Here is a 19,969-nt window from a genome sequence, read left to right as displayed (position 1 = left end):
AGTACGGTTACTGATGATATAAAAGAGAGTATTGATGAGTAACGTAAAGCAACTTCCTATTCAATTACAAAAACTTGGCTTAATGCGCTTTGAGCAGTTGTACCCAGAGCAAAATAAAGAGCCCGTTATTGTAAAGTTACTCGGATTAAGTGACTTTGCGTGGCGTAGTTTAAGATCCCAACCAGACTTAAAAGAGTGGCTAACATGCAAAGACGAAATACAAAGCCGAATTATTAACTCTCCTTTTGAAAATAGAAATTTAGCTGAGATAGATGAAAATGAATGCCATAAGATACTTCGTCAGTTTCGAGAGAAGTACTGGCTTAAGGTCGCATTTTTAGATCTATGCTGTAATCACCCAATTGCTGATAGCATAAAATACATTAGTCAGCTTGCTGATATATTGATAGAAAGTGCGAATCAATGGGCGCATACGCACGTTGCTAAAATTAATGGCGAACCTTTAGATGAGGGTAACCGAGCAATGCCATTAATGGTACTTGGTATGGGTAAGCTAGGGGGGCAAGAACTTAATTACTCATCAGACATAGATCTTATTTTTGCTTATCCCCGCAGTGTTAAAACACAAGGTGGACGTCGAAACTTAGAGGCGCAAATATTTTATACAAAGGTGGCACAAAAGCTAATTGCAGCGCTAAATCAAACGACCGGTGACGGGCAAGTATTTAGGGTTGACATGCGACTTCGCCCGTTTGGTGAAAGTGGCCCACTTGTTATGAGCTTTAACGCAATTGAAGACTATTACCAAGAGCAAGGACGAGATTGGGAACGTTATGCCATGTTAAAAGGGCGTTTAATTGGTACACCTAATCAGTATTGGGATGAATTTAATCAGCTTTTAAAGCCATTTGTATATCGTCGCTATATTGATTTCTCAGTGATTGAATCACTACGAAAAATGAAGTTAATGATTGCCCAAGAAGTGCGGCGAAAAGGTTTAACTAATAATATCAAACTAGGTGGTGGTGGTATTCGAGAGGTTGAGTTTATTGTTCAAGCGTTGCAAATGGTAAGAGGTGGACGAGAAGCTAACTTACAAACGCAATCATTACTTAAAGCGTTAAAGGAGTTAACGGTTAACCAAGTTATTAATGAGCTTGAAGCGCAAGGTCTTGAGAATAATTATCTTTATTTACGTAAAGTTGAACAGTACTTGCAAATATTCGACGACCAGCAAACACAAACATTGCCGGATGATGAGTTAAACCAGCAACGCCTAAATACTTTATTAGAACAGGATGATTTTGGCGCAACATTGGTTGAAATAGATCACGTCATGCAGCAAATACATAACGAATTTACACAGGTGATTGGTGAAGAAACGGAGCCTTTAGATACAAGTGAAGGGGCATTTGTGAGTGCATGGGATCATGGTGATATTAGTTTTTTAAATGAGCCAAAAGATGATTGGCAATTACCATTAAAAGATTTTAAACAACGTATATCAAAGGCAAAAATAGGTAATCGGGGGCGCGATATTCTCGATAAATTAATGCCAGCTTTACTAAAACAGTTAAATAATTTTAACGCCAGTGGTGCAGCATTTTCTATGGTTTGCCAAATACTAAATAAAATTATTTCGCGTACTGCGTACTTGGAATTATTATACGAAAATCCAGGAACATTAAAGCAGCTGGTACTATTGTGTTGCCATAGCAAATGGATAGGAGAACATATATCTCGCTATCCTATCTTACTTGACGAGCTTATTGATCCTGCAGTTTTGTATAAGCCGACCCCTTTAACTGCTTATAAATATGAAATAAGGCAATATTTCTTACGCATTGAACATGATGATTTAGAACTACAAATGGAATCTCTAAGGCAGTTCAAACAAACACATCAATTACGTATCGCAGCAGCTGATGCTACTGGAGTAATTGATGTTATGAAAGTAAGCGATCACTTAACAGCACTGGCCGAAGCGATTGTTGATCAAGCTGTTAATATTGCATGGCATAATACGGTTAAGCGTTTTGGCATGCCGCCGGGCACTGACGATGAAAATAAAGGGTTTGCCGTAATTGCTTACGGTAAAACAGGGGGATTTGAAGTGGGTTACGATTCAGATCTTGATTTAGTTTTTGTACATAACCACGACGGTTCTAGTCAAACTGATGGCGATAAGCCAATTGATTCAAGGCAGTTTTATCTAAAACTCGCACAACGCCTAATGCATTTATTTAATACACGTACCGCATCGGGGATTTTATATGAGCTTGATACACGCTTACGACCTGAAGGTGCATCAGGGTTGCTAGCGATCAACCTTGAAAGCTTTAATCATTATCAGCAAACTCAAGCATGGACGTGGGAACATCAAGCACTTGTTCGTGCTCGCTTAATTTTAGGTCAAGATGAGCTAGTTGAACGCTTTCTAGAAATTAGAAAAAATATACTGAGTCAACAACGCGATGCTACAACACTAAAAGATGATGTTATAAAAATGCGTGAAAAAATGCGTGATCATCTAGCAAAAGGAAATACTGATCAATTTGACTTAAAGCAAGATATTGGTGGTATGGCTGATATTGAATTTATTACGCAATATATAGTGCTCAAATATGCCTATAAATTTGAAAAGCTAATAGTTTATTCTGACAACGTAAGAATTTTAACTGAGGCTGCTAAAATTGGTTGTATTACTGAAGAGCAAAAGCAACAGTTGGTCAAAGCGTATATTGATTATCGTTCTTGCTACCATGTACTGAGCTTAGATCAGCAAGGTAAATTAGTATCACGAGAAGCATTCCAGAATGATATTACTCATGTAACACATATTTGGAATAGCATTTTTGCGTTAAGTTAAATTTAAAAACCCAAGCTAAAGCTTAATGCCGATCAGTTAAGAAATATTTGACGATCCATTGACCGATCTTCTGGTTAGTTTATAAAGGCTTCTGAATTTATTCAGGAGCCTTTTATTTTGCAACTCACTACCGCACTTTCTCTTGCCAATAGCTACGCACCCAATTCAGAAGGCTTAGGTCAACTGAGTGATTTTTTATGTCCTGAGTTTATCAAACAATGCGCTGAAACCGCTGGTGTCGCGACGATAAGGAAAAGAAGGCTTCCTGTTGAGATGGCCGTTTGGACAGTCATTTGTATGTCGTTTTATCGTGAAGACCCACTGTGGAGTATTGTCAGTAAATTAGGGCTCGCTTTACCAGGTAAAAAAGAACTCGTTGCACCCAGTGCGGTTGTACAGGCTAGGCAGCGGCTTGGGGCTGATGCCGTTAAACAGGTTTTTGAGAAAAGTCAGCAAATGTGGAATGCTGATGCGAACCATCCCACATGGTGCGGGCTATCACTACTGGGTGTTGATGGTGTTATTTGGCGCACACCGGATACTGCTGAAAATCAACATGCATTCTCCGTGTGGAAAAATCAGCATGGTGACACGGCTTTCCCTCAGGTTCGCATGGTGTGTTTGATGGAGTTAACTAGCCATTTATTAATGGGGAGCGCCTTTGATAGTTGTCGTACTAGTGAAATGGTGTTGGCTGAAGACTTAATCGAGGCAACACCCGATAACTCACTGACGTTATTTGATAGAGGCTTCTATTCTCTAGGCTTACTCAATCGTTGGCATCATGCTGGGGAAAATAGGCATTGGCTTCAACCGATGAGAAAAGGCACGCAATATGAAATTGTTCGCTCTTTAGGTCGTCAAGACAAACTTATCAAGCTAAAAGCAACAGCACAAGCGAGAAAAAAGTTCGACGATTTACCACAGAGCATTGAAGTCAGGCTAGTCACAAAAACGGTTAAGGGGAAAGAGGTGAATATACTCACTTCACTGACTGATCCAATGCGTTTCCCTAAGGCTGACATTGTTGACCTCTATAGTGAACGGTGGGAAATTGAACTTGGTTATCGAGAAATGAAACAAACGTTACTGAATAGTCACTTCACGCTACGCAGCAAGAAACCTGAGATGATAGCGCAAGAATTATGGGGCGTAATGTTGAGCTATAACTTGCTCCGATATCAGATGGTGAAAATGGCGCAGAAAAAGTCTGGAATATATGCAAAACACCTGAGTTTTACGACGTGTGCTATTAGTATTATTAACCTTATTCATACAATGTTTATAGAAAATGCAGGACGGATACCTAAATCAATAGAGCAATTACAAGCTCAAGTTGAACATCACATATTACCGATAAAACAGGAGCGGGCGTATCCGAGATGTGTGAAACCAAAACCCAGTAAATACCCCAATAAAAAACGCCAGTCAGCTGTTAACTGACTGGCATTAAGCTAAAGCTTGGGTTTTTATTTTAAGTGGTTAAATGTTTAATTTTAAGCAGTTAGCACGTACAAATTCAGACGGTTTTTCAGTAATTATTGCGGCACGTTGCTTGTGGCAAAAATAAGTGTAGACCTCATATTCAAAGTCATCATTAATAGCTCTGCCTACTTGATATAATGCAGAGGTGAAATTACTGTCAACTCTAAAATGATCTTTTACTACGTAGTCTTTACTTAAATACCAATAAAGCGCAATACCTTCATTATCAGCATATTGAGAAAGTGCTTTTTTTAACGTTGTTCCACTTTTAAAGCGTCTGGGCTCAATTCCGCCCGTCCAGCTAGTTGGCATAGGATCAACCGTTCGGCCTCGCTCCGCTAACACGCGATCAAGAGTCTGATCTGGCTTTTTGAGTTGGAGTACAAATTGATCTCGCTCTTTATTGCTTTGAACTTGATTACGGATGGATGAATAAAAGCGAGATAGCCCTTCAGCTGCCGCATTTTTAGAATCTCTAATATCAAATGTTGGCCCATCACTGAATAAAAAATAGATAGCCAGTATAATCAATACTGCAGCAAATGATAAATGTTTAACCCAAAACCACATAATCTCTACTCACTTTTTGTATTTAGTGTTATCCCACTGCTACTTCTTATAAAAAGAAGGGGTATTTTTGTCTGGTCTCGTTTTAAAACGGCGATGGAGCCACATATATTGCTCAGGCGCCGCGTTAATTGAACGCTCCATACGTTGATTTACACGTATTACATCCGCTTTATCGTCACCACTTGGGAAATCTTCAAGTTCAGGTAGTATTTCTAAGTGATACTTACCATTGTCGTCACGACGCGTGATTAAGCTCATTGTTTCGCAGTTTTTACTACCAGCAAACATCAGTGTGCCTGTTGTGGTTGCTGTATCGGGTACTGCGTAAAAAGGAACAAACTCACAACGGTTACGACCGTAATCTTGATCAGGCAAGTAATAACAAACTTTTTTATTTTTTAATGCTTTTAATAGACCTTTTACGTCCTTACGACCAATTAAATATTCGTTAGAGCGGAGGCGTCCATTGGTTGTAAAGTATTCCATCAATGGGTTGTTATGAGGACGATAAAACCCAACTCCTTGGCACGCTAATCCCATTATGCGACTAGCCATTTCAAGATGTAAAACATGAGGAATAAGTAATAATACGCCTTTGCCAGAAGCTTGCACCCGCTCAAAGTGTTCAAGCCCTTTAAAAGACCCTAATGCTTTTTGAGCACGCCATTGCGGCCACCACCAAGCCATACCGGTCTCGACCATCGCAATTCCTGTATTTTCCATATTTTTGAGCACTAGGTCTTTTTGATCTGCTTCGCTCATATCAGGAAAGCATAGTTTAATGTTTACCTGTGCAATATGGCGACGGCGTTTCATGAATTTATAAACTAAACGCCCCAGCTGTTTACCCATGGCTAATTGTAGTTTTTGTGGCAACCAAGAGAGTAAATATAAGAATAAAACGCCAATCCACGTTAGCCAGTATCGAGGACCTAAAAAAGATGCTTTAAAAGGAGATGAGGTGACCACAAAAAACTCTCTATAAATAAAAATGCTAGTTTAACGCTAAGCGCTATAAAATACAAAAAGCCAGCAATGTCGCTGGCTTTTCTAGTTTTACATTACAAAAAGTGTAATTTAAGCGGCTTTTAACCCTTGGTTTATTGCCACTAAATCTTTACTTGTTAATGTTCCTGCTGCTTGTTTTAAGCGAAGGGTAGATAGTACATACCTATAACGCACATCAGCAAGGTTACGCTTTGCATTGTATAAGTTTTGTGTACTAACCAGTACGTCAACGATAGTTCGTGTGCCTACTTCAAAACCTGCTTCAGTTGCTTTAAGCGCACTTTGGGCCGAAACAACCGCTTGCTCAAGTGCTTTGTAAGTTGCAATGTCTGAAACAACTTGGTTGTAGGATGTAATAACAGTGCGTGTTATAGCACGGTAATTTGTTTCATAATCTTGACTTGCAGCTACGTAAAATGCACGGGCTTGATTAGTTGCTGCAACCGTTGCACCACCCGAGTAGAGTGGGACGCTGAAGTTAATACCGACCGAGGATAAATCTTCACGCGGGCGGTTATTGAAACTCAAATTGTTTGTTGTTGTATCAGTCAGAGTGTCACCATAGCTAGCGTTTAGAGTTAGTTTTGGGTAATGCCCCGCTTTAGCTAGCTCAATTTGATCTCTTGCAATATCAACGGTTACTTTGGATACTTGTAAACTAATATTTTTATTTTCAGCGACTTTAACAAAATCTGAAGAAAGTTTAGCTGGCTTAGTTGTAGAGAAAGTATCGGTATTTAAAAAATCTAATTTTGCATGGTACTTACCCGTGATTTCACGAAGTTGCTCACGGGCTGTTTCTACTGCATTGCTTGCAATAATTTCTTGAGCTACTGAATTATCAAACTGTGCTTGTGCTTCGTGTACGTCTGTAATAGCTGTTAAGCCTACCGCATAGCGTTGTTTTGTTTGTTCAAGTTGGCGTTCAATAGCACGTTTTTCGGCTTCTATAAACTCAAGATTGTCAACCGCACTTAATACGTTAAAATAACCTTCAGCAACGCGTACAATTAAGTTTTGCTTAGCTGCATCGTATTGCGCGCTTGCTTGCAGAGCTTGTTTATCTGCAATATCTAATGAGTTCCAAGCGCCTAAATCAAATAAAGTTTGACTTAAACTTAAGCCTCGAGAAAACTCATCGTTATCAGTATTAAACTGATTAATAGCCGACAAATCTTCAGATTGTCTATAAGTGGTTGAATCAGTTTTTTTGTAACCCATGCTTAAACCAATTTGAGGTAATAATGCACTCATAGCACGATCACTTTCGTAAGATTGTGCATCTGCTTGGGCTTTTGCCTTTAAAACGGTAGGATCATTAGCTGTCGCTATTTCAAAAACGTTTAGTAAATCTTCAGCATTAGCTGCTGTTGAGCCTAGTGCACATGATAAACTAATCAGTGCCGCAAGAATGTTCTTTTTCATATGGGTTCAGTCCTTAGACAATTTTTATACTAAAAGCATGTTAACCTGTTTTACTTAATAAAAAAAAAAAATTTGTAAAACCGCATGTTCAAATGTAACAGAATATATTAACGCATTTTAATCGTTTAGATATACAGGAGTCGATGCATGGTAAATAAAAGTTTGGTTAAATTTACACATAAAGATGTGAAAATAAAACCTGTAATAAATCTTTATAAAGGTTTTTTTCAGGTGAACTTATATCAGTTCGAACACGCATTATTTGCAGGTGGAAAATCAAAAACTATTCGTCGCGAAATATTAGAGCGCGGTGATGCTATTGCTGTATTGCCGTACGACCCAGTATCAGACACTCTCCTTTTAATTGAGCAAATACGTATTGGCGCTATTAAAAGCAAGGACTCGCCATGGCTGCTAGAATGTATTGCTGGCATGACCGATGGTAGTGATGATTATGAAGCTGTCGTTAAAAAAGAAGCATTTGAAGAGGCTGGGCTTGAGTTAGATGAGTTGGAGTTTATGCTTTCATACTTATCAAGCCCCGGTGGCACAACTGAACGCCTACATTTGTATTTAGCACGCGCTGATTTAAGCCAAATAGAGTCGGGTGTTTATGGGCTGGAAACGGAAGGTGAAGACATAAAAACCCATATATTAACGGTTGATGATGCCTTAATTCGCCTCAATAACGGTGAAATGGATAATGCAGCAACGGTTATCTGTATGCAATGGCTTGCACTTAATCGCGAAAAGATGGCAAGTAAATGGGCATAAATTCTTACTAATATTATGGTGGTACTTTGACAGCACGATTAGCAACAAAACGATATATTCAAAGCCTCCCAAAGTATTTAACGCTTTGCGAGCATAATTATGTGCGACTATTAAAATTACTGCCTAGCGAGCGCAATATAGGAAGCATTCGTGAAGTAAAACTTGGCAACAGTGAGTTTGCTACAAAAATTGATGGTAGTGCAAAATACACTATGGATATTTCAATTAAGCAGTTAACAGGAATGGTTAAAGGCATAGCACCGCTTTACTTAACGGTTAGATTGTATCATGACGCTAAAGTAGCTGAGATTATTCATCACGATTATCATCAAAGGATAAAGCCATCTTATGGGTATCCTAACCCTAAAATGCATCAAAAAGATGAAAAATACCAACTTAACGCTTTTTTATATGATTGGCTTGTTGCCTGTGTTGAACACGGACAAGCGACCCTTAATTGGGATGTAAATAATGGCTTGGTTTGATGATAAACATACATTTAATAAATCGGTGCTGCGCATAGCGCATGTAACCGATTGCCATTTATTTGCCGATAAAGACGGTGAGTACTTTGGAGTAAACACTGCATCGCATTTTGAACAAGCACTAGCTCACATGGCTCAAAAACCACTTGATTGTGTGATATTTGGTGGTGATTTAACACAAGATCACAGCTTTGAGTCTTATCTATTGTTTAGTGAGCTGATACATAAAAGTGCATTAACATGTCCCGTATTCTGGTTGCCAGGTAATCACGATGAGATAACAATGCTTAACCGTATAAGTGGTGGGCAAATAAATAGTGCCAAACACATAGCGGCAAGCGGCATTGAGTTACTACTTATTAATTCGAAAGGTCCTACACCTGCTGGGTGGGTGACTGGCGCGCATTTAGATGAAACAACGGAGTGTTTGGTTCAATCAAGCAGTAAAAAGATCATATTTTGTCATCATAATCCGTTACCAATAAATGGCTACCTTGATAAGCACATGCTCGAAAATGGGCCTCAATTATTAAATGTACTGGTAAATAGTGGTAATATTATTGGGGTTTTCCATGGTCACGTTCATAATGAATATGAGCAAAGTTATAGAGAGTTAAGCGTGTTTGCAACACCGGCGAGTTCTACGCAGTTTAAAAAATACAGTGCCCAGTGGCAACAGCAAAACTGCGGCCCAGCTTATAGAATGCTTTATATAGATACAGAAAAAGATAAAATAGGCATGAAAACGGAAGTAGTATGGCTAAACGGGTAATTTATGTTCATGGTTTTAATAGCTCACATAAGTCATATAAAGCTGTGCGCTTTGGCGAGCTTATGGCACACTATGACGTTGATTATTGTGTACCGTGCCTAAGCCATGAGCCTATACAAGCTATCATTAAGCTTGAGCAATTACTAACACCTAATACAGTATTATTAGGGAGCTCGTTAGGTGGTTTTTTTGCCACATATTTATCGCAGCGTTATCAAATTCCTGCAGTGGTTATTAATCCAGCGGTAGCACCATACAATTTATTACAAGCGTTACTTGGGCCAAACTATAATCCTTACCAAGATTATCATTATGATTTAAATAGCAGTCATATAAATGCCTTAAAAATACTGTCTGTAGATAAGCTAAAATACCCTGAGTTGCTGTATTTATTACAGCAAACCGGCGATGAAGTGCTTAATTTTCAACACGCAGTAAACTATTATTCACAATGCAAACAACGGGTAGAGTTTGGTGGCGATCATAGCTATACAGGTTTTGATAACACCTTTACCAGTATTGTAGATTTTCTTAAAATCACGTAAAACTAGCTAAGCATAGCCTTAGCGCATATAAAGATAAAAACTATGAGTGATCAAAATTATAACGCCGAAGCCATTGAAGTACTTAATGGATTAGATCCGGTAAAAAGACGCCCAGGGATGTACACCGATACCGTACGCCCAAATCATTTAGGCCAAGAGGTTATCGATAACAGTGTCGATGAAGCTATGGCTGGTCATGCTACACGTATCGACGTAATTCTGCATGAAGATAACTCACTTGAAGTGAGCGATGACGGTCGTGGTATGCCTATTGATATCCACCCTGAGGAAGGTATTCCTGGGGTTGAGTTAATTTTCACTAAATTACACGCAGGTGGTAAGTTTTCTAATAAAAACTACCAATTTTCGGGTGGTTTACATGGTGTGGGTATTTCTGTAGTGAATGCGCTATCTACGCGCGTAGAAGTAACCGTAAGGCGCGATGCTCAACAATACAGAATGGCATTTGAAAATGGCGATAAAGTAGAAGACTTGAGTGTCATAGGTACGGTCGGTAAACGCAATACGGGTACCACCGTTCGTTTTTGGGCTGATGTTAGCTACTTTGATTCACCAAACTATTCAATTACCAAGCTTAATCATTTATTAAAAGCCAAAGCGGTTTTATGCCCAGGGCTGCGTATTAAGTTTGTTAATAAGCAAACGAAAGAAACTCAAGAATGGTTTTACGAAACGGGTTTAAAAGATTACCTAATTGAAGCCGTTAAAGGTTTTGAAACATTACCACAAGACCCGTTTGTAGGTGAGTTTAAAAGCTCTATTGAAGGCGCTGATTGGGCTGTTGTATGGCTACCTGAGGGTGGAGAATCAATAGCTGAAAGTTACGTAAATCTTATTCCTACCGCGCAAGGTGGTACACATGTAAATGGTCTGCGCCAAGGTTTACTTGAAGCAATGCGTGAATTTTGTGAGTTTAGAAACTTACTCCCGCGTGGTGTAAAGCTAACGCCTGATGACATTTGGGAACGTTGTAGTTATGTATTGTCAGTTAAAATGCAAGATCCACAATTTGCAGGGCAAACCAAAGAAAAACTTTCATCACGTTCATGTGCCGCATTTGTATCGGGTGTTGTAAAAGATTCGTTTAGTTTATGGCTAAATGAACATACCGATACTGCAGAATTATTAGCTGAACTATGTATTTCAAACGCACAAAGCCGTTTGCGTGCAGCTAAAAAAGTAGTACGTAAACGAGTTACTGCAGGCCCTGCATTACCAGGTAAACTAACCGATTGTAGTGCTGCCGATAACGATCGTACCGAATTGTTTTTAGTGGAAGGTGATTCTGCTGGTGGTTCTGCTAAACAAGCGCGAGATCGTGAGTTTCAGGCAATTATGCCGCTACGTGGTAAAATTTTGAATACGTGGGAAGTCGAATCAGGCCAAATATTAGCATCACAAGAAGTACACGATATTTCAGTGGCACTGGGAATTGATCCAGAATCAACCGATATGTCGGGACTGCGCTACAATAAAATTTGTATATTGGCCGATGCAGACTCGGATGGACTACACATTGCAACACTATTGTGTGCATTGTTTGTTCGCCATTTTCCAGAGTTAGTAAAAACAGGGCATGTGTATGTTGCAATGCCGCCATTATTTAGAATAGATATTGGTAAAGAAGTTTATTACGCACTAGATGAAGGCGAAAAAACCGCTATTTTAGCGCGTATAGAAGCAGAGAAGAAACGCGGAAAAGTAAACGTGCAACGATTCAAAGGTCTGGGTGAAATGAACCCACTGCAATTGCGCGAAACAACCATGGATCCAAATACACGACGTTTAGTACAGCTTACGCTTGATGAAGAAATAGAAACCATGGAAATGATGGATATGCTGCTTGCTAAAAAACGATCGCCGGATCGTCGTCAATGGTTAGAAGATCATGGTAACAAGGCACAAGTTTGATCGCCTGTGTTTAATACTGGGAGATATGAATGAATAAACTACTAGGAAGTTTGCTATTACTTGGGCTAACTACTGCTCCTGCAATGGCTAAAAATATACTCGATAAGCTCACCGTAGCACCGGGATTTGAAATAAGTTTATTTGCAAATGATGTAGAAAATGCGCGTCAAATAGCTGTTTCAAAAAAAGGTATTGTGTATGTTGGCTCTCGTAAAGCGGGCAATGTATACGCGCTTATTGATCATAATAGCGATGGCGTAGCAGATAAAAAAATTGTTGTGGCTAAAGGTTTAAACATGCCCTCTGGCATAGCGATTAAAGACGGCGATTTATATGTAGGCGAAGTGCATCGTATTATTCGCTTTAAAAATATTGATACCCAATTAAAAGAGCCAAAGTTTGATGTGGTTTATGGCGCATTACCGAGTGAGCGTCATCATGGTTGGAAATTTTTACGTTTTGCACCAACGGGAGAATTAATCATTCCAGTGGGTGTACCGTGTAATATTTGTGCTGAAGATGAGCGTTTTGGCCGTATTTTTGCGCTTAATGTAGAAACAAAACAAATAAAAACAATAGCCAAGGGCGTTAGAAACACAGTGGGTTTTGATTTTCATCCAGCGACTCAAGCCTTATGGTTTAGTGATAACGGTCGCGACATGATGGGCGATGATATTCCACCTGATGAATTAAACCGCGCAACGCAAGAAGGTGAGCATTTTGGTTTTCCGTATGTTCATGCCGGTGCGATTATTGACCCTGAGTTTGGTGAAGGTAAAAACATTGCCGATTACACGTCGCCAGCACTTGCGCTTCCTGCGCATGTAGCGCCACTAGGTATTCATTTTTATAACGCTAAGCAATTTCCAGCAAGTTATAAGCACCAATTATTTGTTGCTGAACATGGCTCATGGAACCGTTCTAAAAAGGTAGGTTATAAAGTAGGGCTAGCAACAATTGAAGTAGGTCGCGTAACTAAATATACGCCATTTATTACTGGCTTTATGAAAGACGAAACAACATTTGGACGCCCTGTTGCATTTGCAGAATTAGGTGACGGCAGTCTGTTAGTAAGCGATGATTACGCCAATGTAATCTACCGTGTAAGCTATAAGAAAAACTAGGTAAGCTTTAATGAGTGATACAGATACCTTGCTAATGCAAGGAATTGAGCAACAAACAATGGGGCGTTTTACCGAAGACGCCTATTTAAATTATTCCATGTACGTGATCATGGACCGCGCCTTACCGCATGTAGGTGATGGTTTAAAACCAGTACAGCGTCGTATTATTTATGCGATGAGCGAACTGGGTTTGTCGGCTAATGCCAAGTACAAAAAATCAGCTCGTACTGTGGGTGACGTACTCGGTAAGTACCATCCACACGGCGACAGTGCATGTTACGAAGCGATGGTATTAATGGCGCAGCCGTTTTCTTACCGCTACCCTTTGGTAGATGGACAAGGAAACTGGGGCGCGGCAGATGACCCTAAATCGTTTGCAGCAATGCGTTATACAGAAGCGCGTTTATCTAAGTTTTCAGAAGTACTATTAAAAGAGCTTGGCCAAGGCACCGTCGATTGGACACCAAACTTTGATGGCACAATGGATGAACCAGTAGTACTGCCTTCTCGCTTACCGCATATTTTACTCAACGGTATAACGGGTATTGCCGTAGGTATGGCAACCGATATTCCGCCACATAACGTACGTGAAGTGGCTAGTGCATGTTGTTTATTACTTGATAAACCAAAAACAGAGCTTGAAGAATTACTTGAGCTTGTCCATGCACCAGATTACCCAACAGATGCTGAAATAATTACCCCAAAAGCCGATATTCATAAAATATATAAAACCGGTCGTGGGTCAATCAAAATGCGTGCGGTTTACACCGAAGAGCATGGCGATATCGTTATTACAGCGCTGCCGCATCAATGTTCTGGTGGTAAAGTACTTGAGCAAATTGCAGCGCAAATGAACGCTAAAAAATTACCAATGATTGCCGATTTACGTGACGAGTCAGATCACGAAAATCCAACACGCATTGTAATTATTCCACGCTCAAACCGCATTAAAGCTGAGCCATTGATGGCGCATTTATTTGCAACCACCGATCTTGAAAAAAATTACCGCGTAAATTTAAATATGCTAGGCCTAGATGGCCGCCCGCAAGTTAAAGACTTGCGCTGTATTTTAAGTGAGTGGCTAACATTTAGACGCGAAACAGTGCGCCGTCGTTTGCAGTATCGCTTAGATAAAGTATTAGCGCGTTTGCATATTTTAGAAGGTTTATTAGCCGCCTTTTTAAATATTGATGAAGTGATTGAAATCATCCGCAGTGAAGATAAACCAAAGCCTGTACTAATGGAGCGCTTTGATTTAACTGATACACAAGCAGAAGCTATTTTAGAATTAAAACTTCGTCATTTAGCAAAACTTGAAGAGTTTAAAATTCGCGGTGAGCAAGATGAACTAGCCAAAGAGCGTGATAAATTAGCGCAAATACTTGGCTCAGAACGTCGTATGTTGACACTGCTTAAAAAAGAAATTCAAGAAGCCGCTGAAATGTACGGTGACGATCGTCGCTCGCCAGTGATTGAGCGCTCAGAAGCGAAAGCACTTAACGAAAAAGATTTAATTCCATCAGAGTCAGTCACTGTTGTGCTATCAGATAAAGGCTGGGCACGCGTTGGTAAAGGCCATGATTTAGATGTACAAGGCTTAAATTATCGTTCAGGTGATGGCTTTAGAGCCTCGGCTCGGGGTAAGAGCAATCAACCGGCTGTATTTTTAGATTCAGCAGGGCGGGCATTTGCAACCGATGCGCACAGTCTGCCTTCGGCGCGTAGCCAAGGCGAACCAATGACAGGTCGTTTTAACTTAACACCAGGTGCTAATTTTGAGCACGTGGTAATGAGTGAAGACGAGCAAGTCTTACTTATGGCGTCAGATGCAGGTTACGGCTTTATTACCGACTTTAAAGATTTAGTGAGTAAAAATAAAAATGGTAAAGCGCTGGTAAGTGTTCCTAAAGGAGGCATATTACTTTCTCCTATTAGGGTGAACGATGTTGCTAGCGATTACTGTATGGCTATTTCTAACGAAGGTCGAATGCTTTTATTCCCACTGCGAGACTTACCAAAATTAGGTAAGGGTAAAGGTAATAAAATCATTTCTATACCAGGTGCTAAAGTACAAGCCCGTGAAGAGTTTGTAAAAGTGCTAGCTGTTGTGCCATTAGGAAGCAGTGTTACGCTTCATGCTGGTAAGCGTAAACTAACACTTAAACCAAGTGATTTAGAGCATTATCATGGTGAGCGAGGTCGTCGTGGTAATAAGTTACCACGTGGCTTACAGCGTGTTGACGAAGCCGTTGTTGAGCTAACTCCTCAAGATGATGAGCCAATAGAAGCCATTAACGAAGAGTAATCAATTACTTTTTGTATAATTAGAAACGGTCTGCATTTGCAGGCCGTTTTTGTTTTAAAATAAAGCACTTAAAGTTTTTCAGCGTACACTTGTGCGCTATTGTCTCGTTTGTGTCACAAAATAACGCTATAATAGTTGTAACTGATTTTTGGAGAAGCCGATTTGCTCGCTGTTATACGTATTTTTATTATGCTGCTATTTATACTATTGAGTTGTTTTTTTGGCTTACTATTGTCGTTAGTAAGGCCATTTCATCCCAATAACGTACACATTATAGCGGGCTGGTTTGGCTCAATGGCTAAAATGATTGGTGTTAAATTAGTTTTAACACGTCATAAAGATGCTGTTGATATTGGTCCTGCCGTTTATGTTGCTAATCATCAAAATAGCTACGATTTATTTACAGTGCCAGCAATGGTGCCCAAAAACTGCGTAAGTTTAGGCAAAAAGAGCTTAAAGTGGATTCCATTTTTTGGTCAGCTTTATTGGCTTTCGGGTAATATTTTAATTGATCGGGCAAATCGTTCAAAAGCAGCAGGTACAATCTCGAAAGCTGCTGAAAAAATAAAGAAATATGGGTTGTCTGTTTGGGTATTTGCCGAAGGCACACGCAGTTATGGAAGAGGGTTGCTACCGTTCAAAACAGGGGCTTTTCATACTGCTATGAGTGCTGAAGTACCGATAGTCCCAGTGTGTATGAATACAACACATAAAACCATTAAGCTAAATCGTTGGGATAATGGTACAATCTACATTGAAATGTTAGCGCCTATATCACTTGATGAAAGTATTAGCGCGCGCGAGCACGCCCAGAATGTACACAATATTATGGCTGCTAAAATAACTGAATTAGATGCTCAAGTGAGAGATAAATAATGGAAAACTGGCGTGAAATAAGTGAAGACATTGTATCTTCATTACTCGAAGACGGGTCTGATCCTGAAATACTTTATGAAGTAGAGCACCACTTTGTGTGTGAAGATTTCCCTAAATTGGAACAAGCAGCCCTTGCTGCGTTCAAATTGGGTTACGATGTTGAAGAGCCTGCAGAGCTTGAGCTTGAAGATGGCAGTAAAATTTGGAGTTTTGACATCGTTGTTGAAGCCGAACTTGATGTAGACGTGATAATGGAAGACGTTGATAAATTAGCGCAATTAGCCGTCGAATGTGAAGTAGAATATGATGGTTGGGGCACTTACTTTCAAGAGTAGTTAGCTGCACAACCATAAATAAAAGGCGAGCATTATAGATGCTTGCCTTTTTTAATGTCTTTTGAAAGTGAGTATTATTGAGGTGTGTGATACCAATCCGCAATAGTGCTTAATCAATTTGAGGGATTAAATCTGACGCTAATTGTGTTAAAAATATCTGATATACGACTACATGCTTGCAGAAGGTAGAGTCATGTAAGAACAATTAGTTATAACAACTAAATAACTAACTTTTTGTTTTGTTATCGACACGGTTTTTACCTCAAAACAGGTCACTTAATTAAGTGAATTGGTATTAGTTCAATGCAGTTAGCGCTGAAAATAACTGCTTGAGATAGATTTATTATCCAGAGTTCAAGGTGACTTAGTAAAAGATCCAGCATTACCCTACTGTCTTACATCTACACAAAATGAGTAGAAGCCGAGCAAAGCTTCTGTGTCCAGAACATTCACCTTAACTATAGTCATATAGACAAAAAACAAAGAATCAATCGGCCTAGGGCGAACTCAAAGGGCTGATAATGTGTGGTGTTTATGTTGTGTTATCGCCTATTTAGGGGAAATAACCACACACTATAGGCTCTGCCTAAAAAAATACATTGCTGTAAATTTAACCTCGAAAGATAAATAAGTTTTAATACCTCACTAAAATAGATGAAATGTATGAAAGTGATAACTGAATTTTTTATTTTCTTAATAAACTTCATGTACAGGTTAAGGCTTGCTTAAGTGTATTAGTATCTATTTTTTAAAGCATTGACCGTTCGAGCCACATGAATAATTCACTTGCTGCGTTAACTCCCCATTTGAACCTGTATTTTTTACCTTGTTATTAAACCATTTACCCATTGCTTAATTTATTAATGCAACGGGTACGAAGTTTCATGTTTAGAGCATTCTCTATGTTGCCATTGTTAAGTGACTTTTTATCTTATATTTACTTTAAGTAAGTTTAATTGGTCAACCAATGTTGGCGTGGTATTTATAAAAAAGACTAGACCAGTATTTTTGTTTATGCAAATTTTTAAATTGTATTTTATTGGTATACCAATTTTTTGTTTTTTTGATACTTATTCATTATTTTAAAAAATTTAAATTCTATCATTTTTATATTTTAATTAATGTTAGTTATTGTTTTAAATCATTTTTAGTATGTATTTAATCAAAAATAGAAATGGTATTAATACTTATTACCTATTGAATTAATTATTGAAAATTTATTTCAAGAGATATAACTTGTGTCTCGCCACACTGGCAGTATCAATTGGTAATTTATTTTTGTAAGTCCATTTGTTGGTTTTTATCTAAAATTAAATTACCAGTTACACAAACACAAATACAAGTTGAAACCTGTTTACAGGCGGTGATCTAGGTTCGGTGGAAATGCCACTAAACTGGGCAGTTAGATTATTTTCATGTGCAGGTTCGGAGAAATGAAGATAATGATTAATCAAAAATCCCTATTTATTTTTGCAATAATGACTACAAGCTCAAGTTTTTTGCAAGCAGCAACGATTAATAATGCTGGTTTTGAAGACGGCTGGAGTAATTGGAATGAAGTCGAACCAGCAGCTATTTCGGGAAGTGCTTACAAAGGATCCAAATCCTTAAAAATTCAAGGTAGCCCTGGTCGTGTACATCAAGTTGTTGATATAGAAAGAAACACTCAATACACATTAAGTGCGTACGTACTAGGCAAAGGTGAAATTGGAGTCAATGATCTGAATGGTTTGTTTAAAAGCGAGAAGTTTGATGTTTCTTCGTGGACTAAAGTATCTAAAACCTTTACTTCTGCGAATACGGATTCATTACAAGTTTTTGCTAAACATAATAATAGTTCGAATGATGTACGTTTTGATGATTTTACGCTAAGCAGTGGCGGCTCTGGTGGGGGTGACACTGGTGGGGGTGACACTGGCGGCGGTGATACTGGTGGCGGAAGTAATATTCCAAGCAGTATTACAAGTGGTAGTATTTTTGATTTAGAGGGGGATAATCCTAATCCATTGGTTAACGATAGCACATTAGTATTTGTGCCATTAGAAGCGCAACATATTACGCCTAATGGAAATGGTTGGCGTCATGAGTATAAAGTTAAATCTAATTTACGTGTTGCGATGACTGACACTTACGAAGTATTTGAAGCTAATGTTAAAGTTGAAATGTCCGATGGTGGAAAAACTATTGTTGCCCAACACCATGCAAGTGATACAGGCACTATTATGAAAGTGTATGTGTCTGATTCGTCAGAGTCAGGTTTTGATGATAGTACTGCAAATAATGGTGTTTTTGACGTGTATGTACGTTTGCGTAACACCAGTGGTAATGAAGAAAAGTTTGCACTAGGTACTATAACCAGTGGTGGTTCATTTAATTTAAAAGTTGTGAATAATTACGGTGATGTTGATGTAACCGCACTTGGCAGTACTTTTGGTATTCCGGTCGAAGATGATTCCGAATCTTACTTCAAATTTGGTAACTACCTACAATCGCAAGACCCATATACATTAGATAATTGTGGTGAATCGGGTAATTCAAACTCCTTTAAAGAGTGCTTTAAGGATTTAGGTATTACTAAATCTAGGGGCTGTTGATCTTTCACATTGGTAGCCAAATCATTGCACATGCCAGCGCTAACATACTCTCAAACTGTAATTTCAATTTATCGTACCTTGTCGCTATAGCACGGAAGTGCTTTAGCCTTGCAAAGGCATTTTCAACTAAATGCCTATATTTATATAAGCACCAATCAATATCACCATTACCTGTTTTTGAGTTTTTCTTTCTAGGGATCACTGGGCTTGAGTTTCTCTCTCGAACCTTATTTCTAATGACTTCACTATCATAGCCTTTGTCTGCGATAACAAAATCGCCTTGGGGCAATAATTCAATCAGTTCATTTGCCACTTTACTATCATGAACATCGCCGCCTGTAATAATAAATTCAATTGGTAAGCCATAACTATCAACAGCTAAATGAATTTTACTTGTATTACCGCCACGACTTAATGCTATCGCTTGTTCTTGTTGAGACGCAGCACCTGTACTGTGTTGATGTGCTTTAACATAACTGCCATCAATGAATTCCCACTCAGTGTCACTATTGGCGGATAATGATTTGAACAACCTTATTAATATTCCTTTTTTAGACCAAAGTAGAAATCGGCGGTAAATAGTATTCCATAAACCAAAACACTCAGGGAGGTCACGCCATGGGCAACCAACACGTAAGCGATATAAAATTCCTTCCATCGTTTGTCTGTGTTCAAGCTTGTTATAAACTCTATCTTCAAGCAAAATTGATTTTAGCTTCGACCACAACTTATCAGTGAGCATTAATCGGGGCATGGTAATCTCGTAAGGTTTGTTTTTGGCGAAGTAAATTATACGAGATTACCGCTTACGCACAAAATTCAAACAAAGATCAACAGCCCCTAAAATCACAATGACAAATGTTAGCTATACTCGAGTAACTAAATAATTAAGTATTATTTATAAAGCCA

The 19,969-nt window shown here is 38.9% G+C and carries 16 protein-coding genes; 12 read left to right on the top strand and 4 right to left on the bottom strand.

All coding sequences use genetic code 11. The annotated features are described in order from the left end of the window. Positions 1-34 precede the first annotated feature (34 nt). Positions 35-2,830 carry a bifunctional [glutamate--ammonia ligase]-adenylyl-L-tyrosine phosphorylase/[glutamate--ammonia-ligase] adenylyltransferase gene (gene glnE / locus AC0VZ4_RS17140; protein WP_475440254.1) on the top strand — a complete coding sequence of 932 codons (2,796 nt, stop codon included), beginning with the start codon at positions 35-37 and terminating at the stop codon, positions 2,828-2,830. Between the two features lie 117 nt (positions 2,831-2,947). Next, a complete protein-coding gene (locus AC0VZ4_RS17135; protein WP_475440253.1) occupies positions 2,948-4,273 on the top strand; it encodes an IS4 family transposase in 1,326 nt (441 codons plus the stop codon). Positions 4,274-4,312: 39 nt separating this feature from the next. Here the strand turns inward: AC0VZ4_RS17135 and AC0VZ4_RS17130 are convergent, their stop codons facing one another. The 3 genes from AC0VZ4_RS17130 to tolC all read right to left on the bottom strand — a co-directional run bounded on the left by AC0VZ4_RS17130 (position 4,313) and on the right by tolC (position 7,318). Beyond that, positions 4,313-4,885 carry a toxin co-regulated pilus biosynthesis Q family protein gene (locus AC0VZ4_RS17130; protein WP_475440252.1) on the bottom strand — a complete coding sequence of 191 codons (573 nt, stop codon included), beginning with the start codon at positions 4,883-4,885 and terminating at the stop codon, positions 4,313-4,315. A gap of 39 nt (positions 4,886-4,924) precedes the next feature. Then, on the bottom strand, positions 4,925-5,854 hold the full coding sequence (gene lpxL, locus AC0VZ4_RS17125; RefSeq protein WP_007376513.1) for an LpxL/LpxP family Kdo(2)-lipid IV(A) lauroyl/palmitoleoyl acyltransferase: 930 nt from the start codon (positions 5,852-5,854) through the stop codon (positions 4,925-4,927). A gap of 108 nt (positions 5,855-5,962) precedes the next feature. Next, a complete protein-coding gene (gene tolC, locus AC0VZ4_RS17120; RefSeq protein WP_475440251.1) occupies positions 5,963-7,318 on the bottom strand; it encodes an outer membrane channel protein TolC in 1,356 nt (451 codons plus the stop codon). 147 nt (positions 7,319-7,465) lie between these two features. On the opposite strand from tolC, the gene AC0VZ4_RS17115 reads away from it, so the two are divergent. The 10 genes from AC0VZ4_RS17115 (at position 7,466) to AC0VZ4_RS17070 (ending at position 19,060) form a co-directional block, all read left to right on the top strand. Beyond that, positions 7,466-8,092 carry an NUDIX domain-containing protein gene (locus AC0VZ4_RS17115; protein WP_007376511.1) on the top strand — a complete coding sequence of 209 codons (627 nt, stop codon included), beginning with the start codon at positions 7,466-7,468 and terminating at the stop codon, positions 8,090-8,092. A 26-nt stretch (positions 8,093-8,118) separates the two neighbouring features. Further along, positions 8,119-8,577 carry a DUF1249 domain-containing protein gene (locus tag AC0VZ4_RS17110; RefSeq protein ID WP_007376510.1) on the top strand — a complete coding sequence of 153 codons (459 nt, stop codon included), beginning with the start codon at positions 8,119-8,121 and terminating at the stop codon, positions 8,575-8,577. After that, a complete protein-coding gene (locus AC0VZ4_RS17105) occupies positions 8,564-9,349 on the top strand; it encodes a metallophosphoesterase (protein ID WP_008136370.1) in 786 nt (261 codons plus the stop codon). Before AC0VZ4_RS17110 ends, AC0VZ4_RS17105 begins: the two co-directional genes overlap by 14 nt. Continuing rightward, the gene (locus AC0VZ4_RS17100) at positions 9,334-9,894 is read left to right on the top strand and encodes a YqiA/YcfP family alpha/beta fold hydrolase (protein ID WP_475440250.1); all 561 of its coding nucleotides are present in this window, start codon (positions 9,334-9,336) and stop codon (positions 9,892-9,894) included. The genes AC0VZ4_RS17105 and AC0VZ4_RS17100 overlap by 16 nt, the downstream gene beginning before the upstream one ends. Before the next feature lie 42 nt (positions 9,895-9,936). Then, positions 9,937-11,826, top strand: coding sequence for a DNA topoisomerase IV subunit B (parE, locus tag AC0VZ4_RS17095; protein ID WP_008136372.1), 1,890 nt, complete (start codon positions 9,937-9,939; stop codon positions 11,824-11,826). A gap of 29 nt (positions 11,827-11,855) precedes the next feature. After that, on the top strand, positions 11,856-12,950 hold the full coding sequence (locus AC0VZ4_RS17090; protein ID WP_033031388.1) for a PQQ-dependent sugar dehydrogenase: 1,095 nt from the start codon (positions 11,856-11,858) through the stop codon (positions 12,948-12,950). A gap of 10 nt (positions 12,951-12,960) precedes the next feature. Beyond that, positions 12,961-15,255: a DNA topoisomerase IV subunit A gene (parC, locus tag AC0VZ4_RS17085; RefSeq protein ID WP_475440249.1), complete on the top strand. Its 2,295-nt coding sequence runs from the start codon at positions 12,961-12,963 to the stop codon at positions 15,253-15,255. Between the two features lie 162 nt (positions 15,256-15,417). Next, complete coding sequence (locus tag AC0VZ4_RS17080) at positions 15,418-16,131, top strand: 1-acylglycerol-3-phosphate O-acyltransferase (protein WP_475440248.1); 714 nt, start codon at positions 15,418-15,420, stop codon at positions 16,129-16,131. After that, positions 16,131-16,466 carry a ribonuclease E inhibitor RraB gene (rraB, locus tag AC0VZ4_RS17075; protein WP_007376503.1) on the top strand — a complete coding sequence of 112 codons (336 nt, stop codon included), beginning with the start codon at positions 16,131-16,133 and terminating at the stop codon, positions 16,464-16,466. The genes AC0VZ4_RS17080 and rraB overlap by 1 nt, the downstream gene beginning before the upstream one ends. A 1,442-nt stretch (positions 16,467-17,908) precedes the next feature. Then, positions 17,909-19,060 carry a polysaccharide lyase family 7 protein gene (locus AC0VZ4_RS17070; protein WP_475441679.1) on the top strand — a complete coding sequence of 384 codons (1,152 nt, stop codon included), beginning with the start codon at positions 17,909-17,911 and terminating at the stop codon, positions 19,058-19,060. A 4-nt stretch (positions 19,061-19,064) separates the two neighbouring features. Here AC0VZ4_RS17070 and AC0VZ4_RS17065 read toward each other — a convergent pair whose 3' ends face one another. Next, positions 19,065-19,814, bottom strand: coding sequence for an IS5 family transposase (locus AC0VZ4_RS17065; RefSeq protein ID WP_475439649.1), 750 nt, complete (start codon positions 19,812-19,814; stop codon positions 19,065-19,067). Positions 19,815-19,969: the final 155 nt, after the last annotated feature.

It is taken from the genome of Pseudoalteromonas sp. QJM3NY_22, from assembly GCF_056173065.1.
Note: the sequence above shows the minus strand (reverse complement) of the source record. Positions and strands in the feature narration are given on the sequence as shown.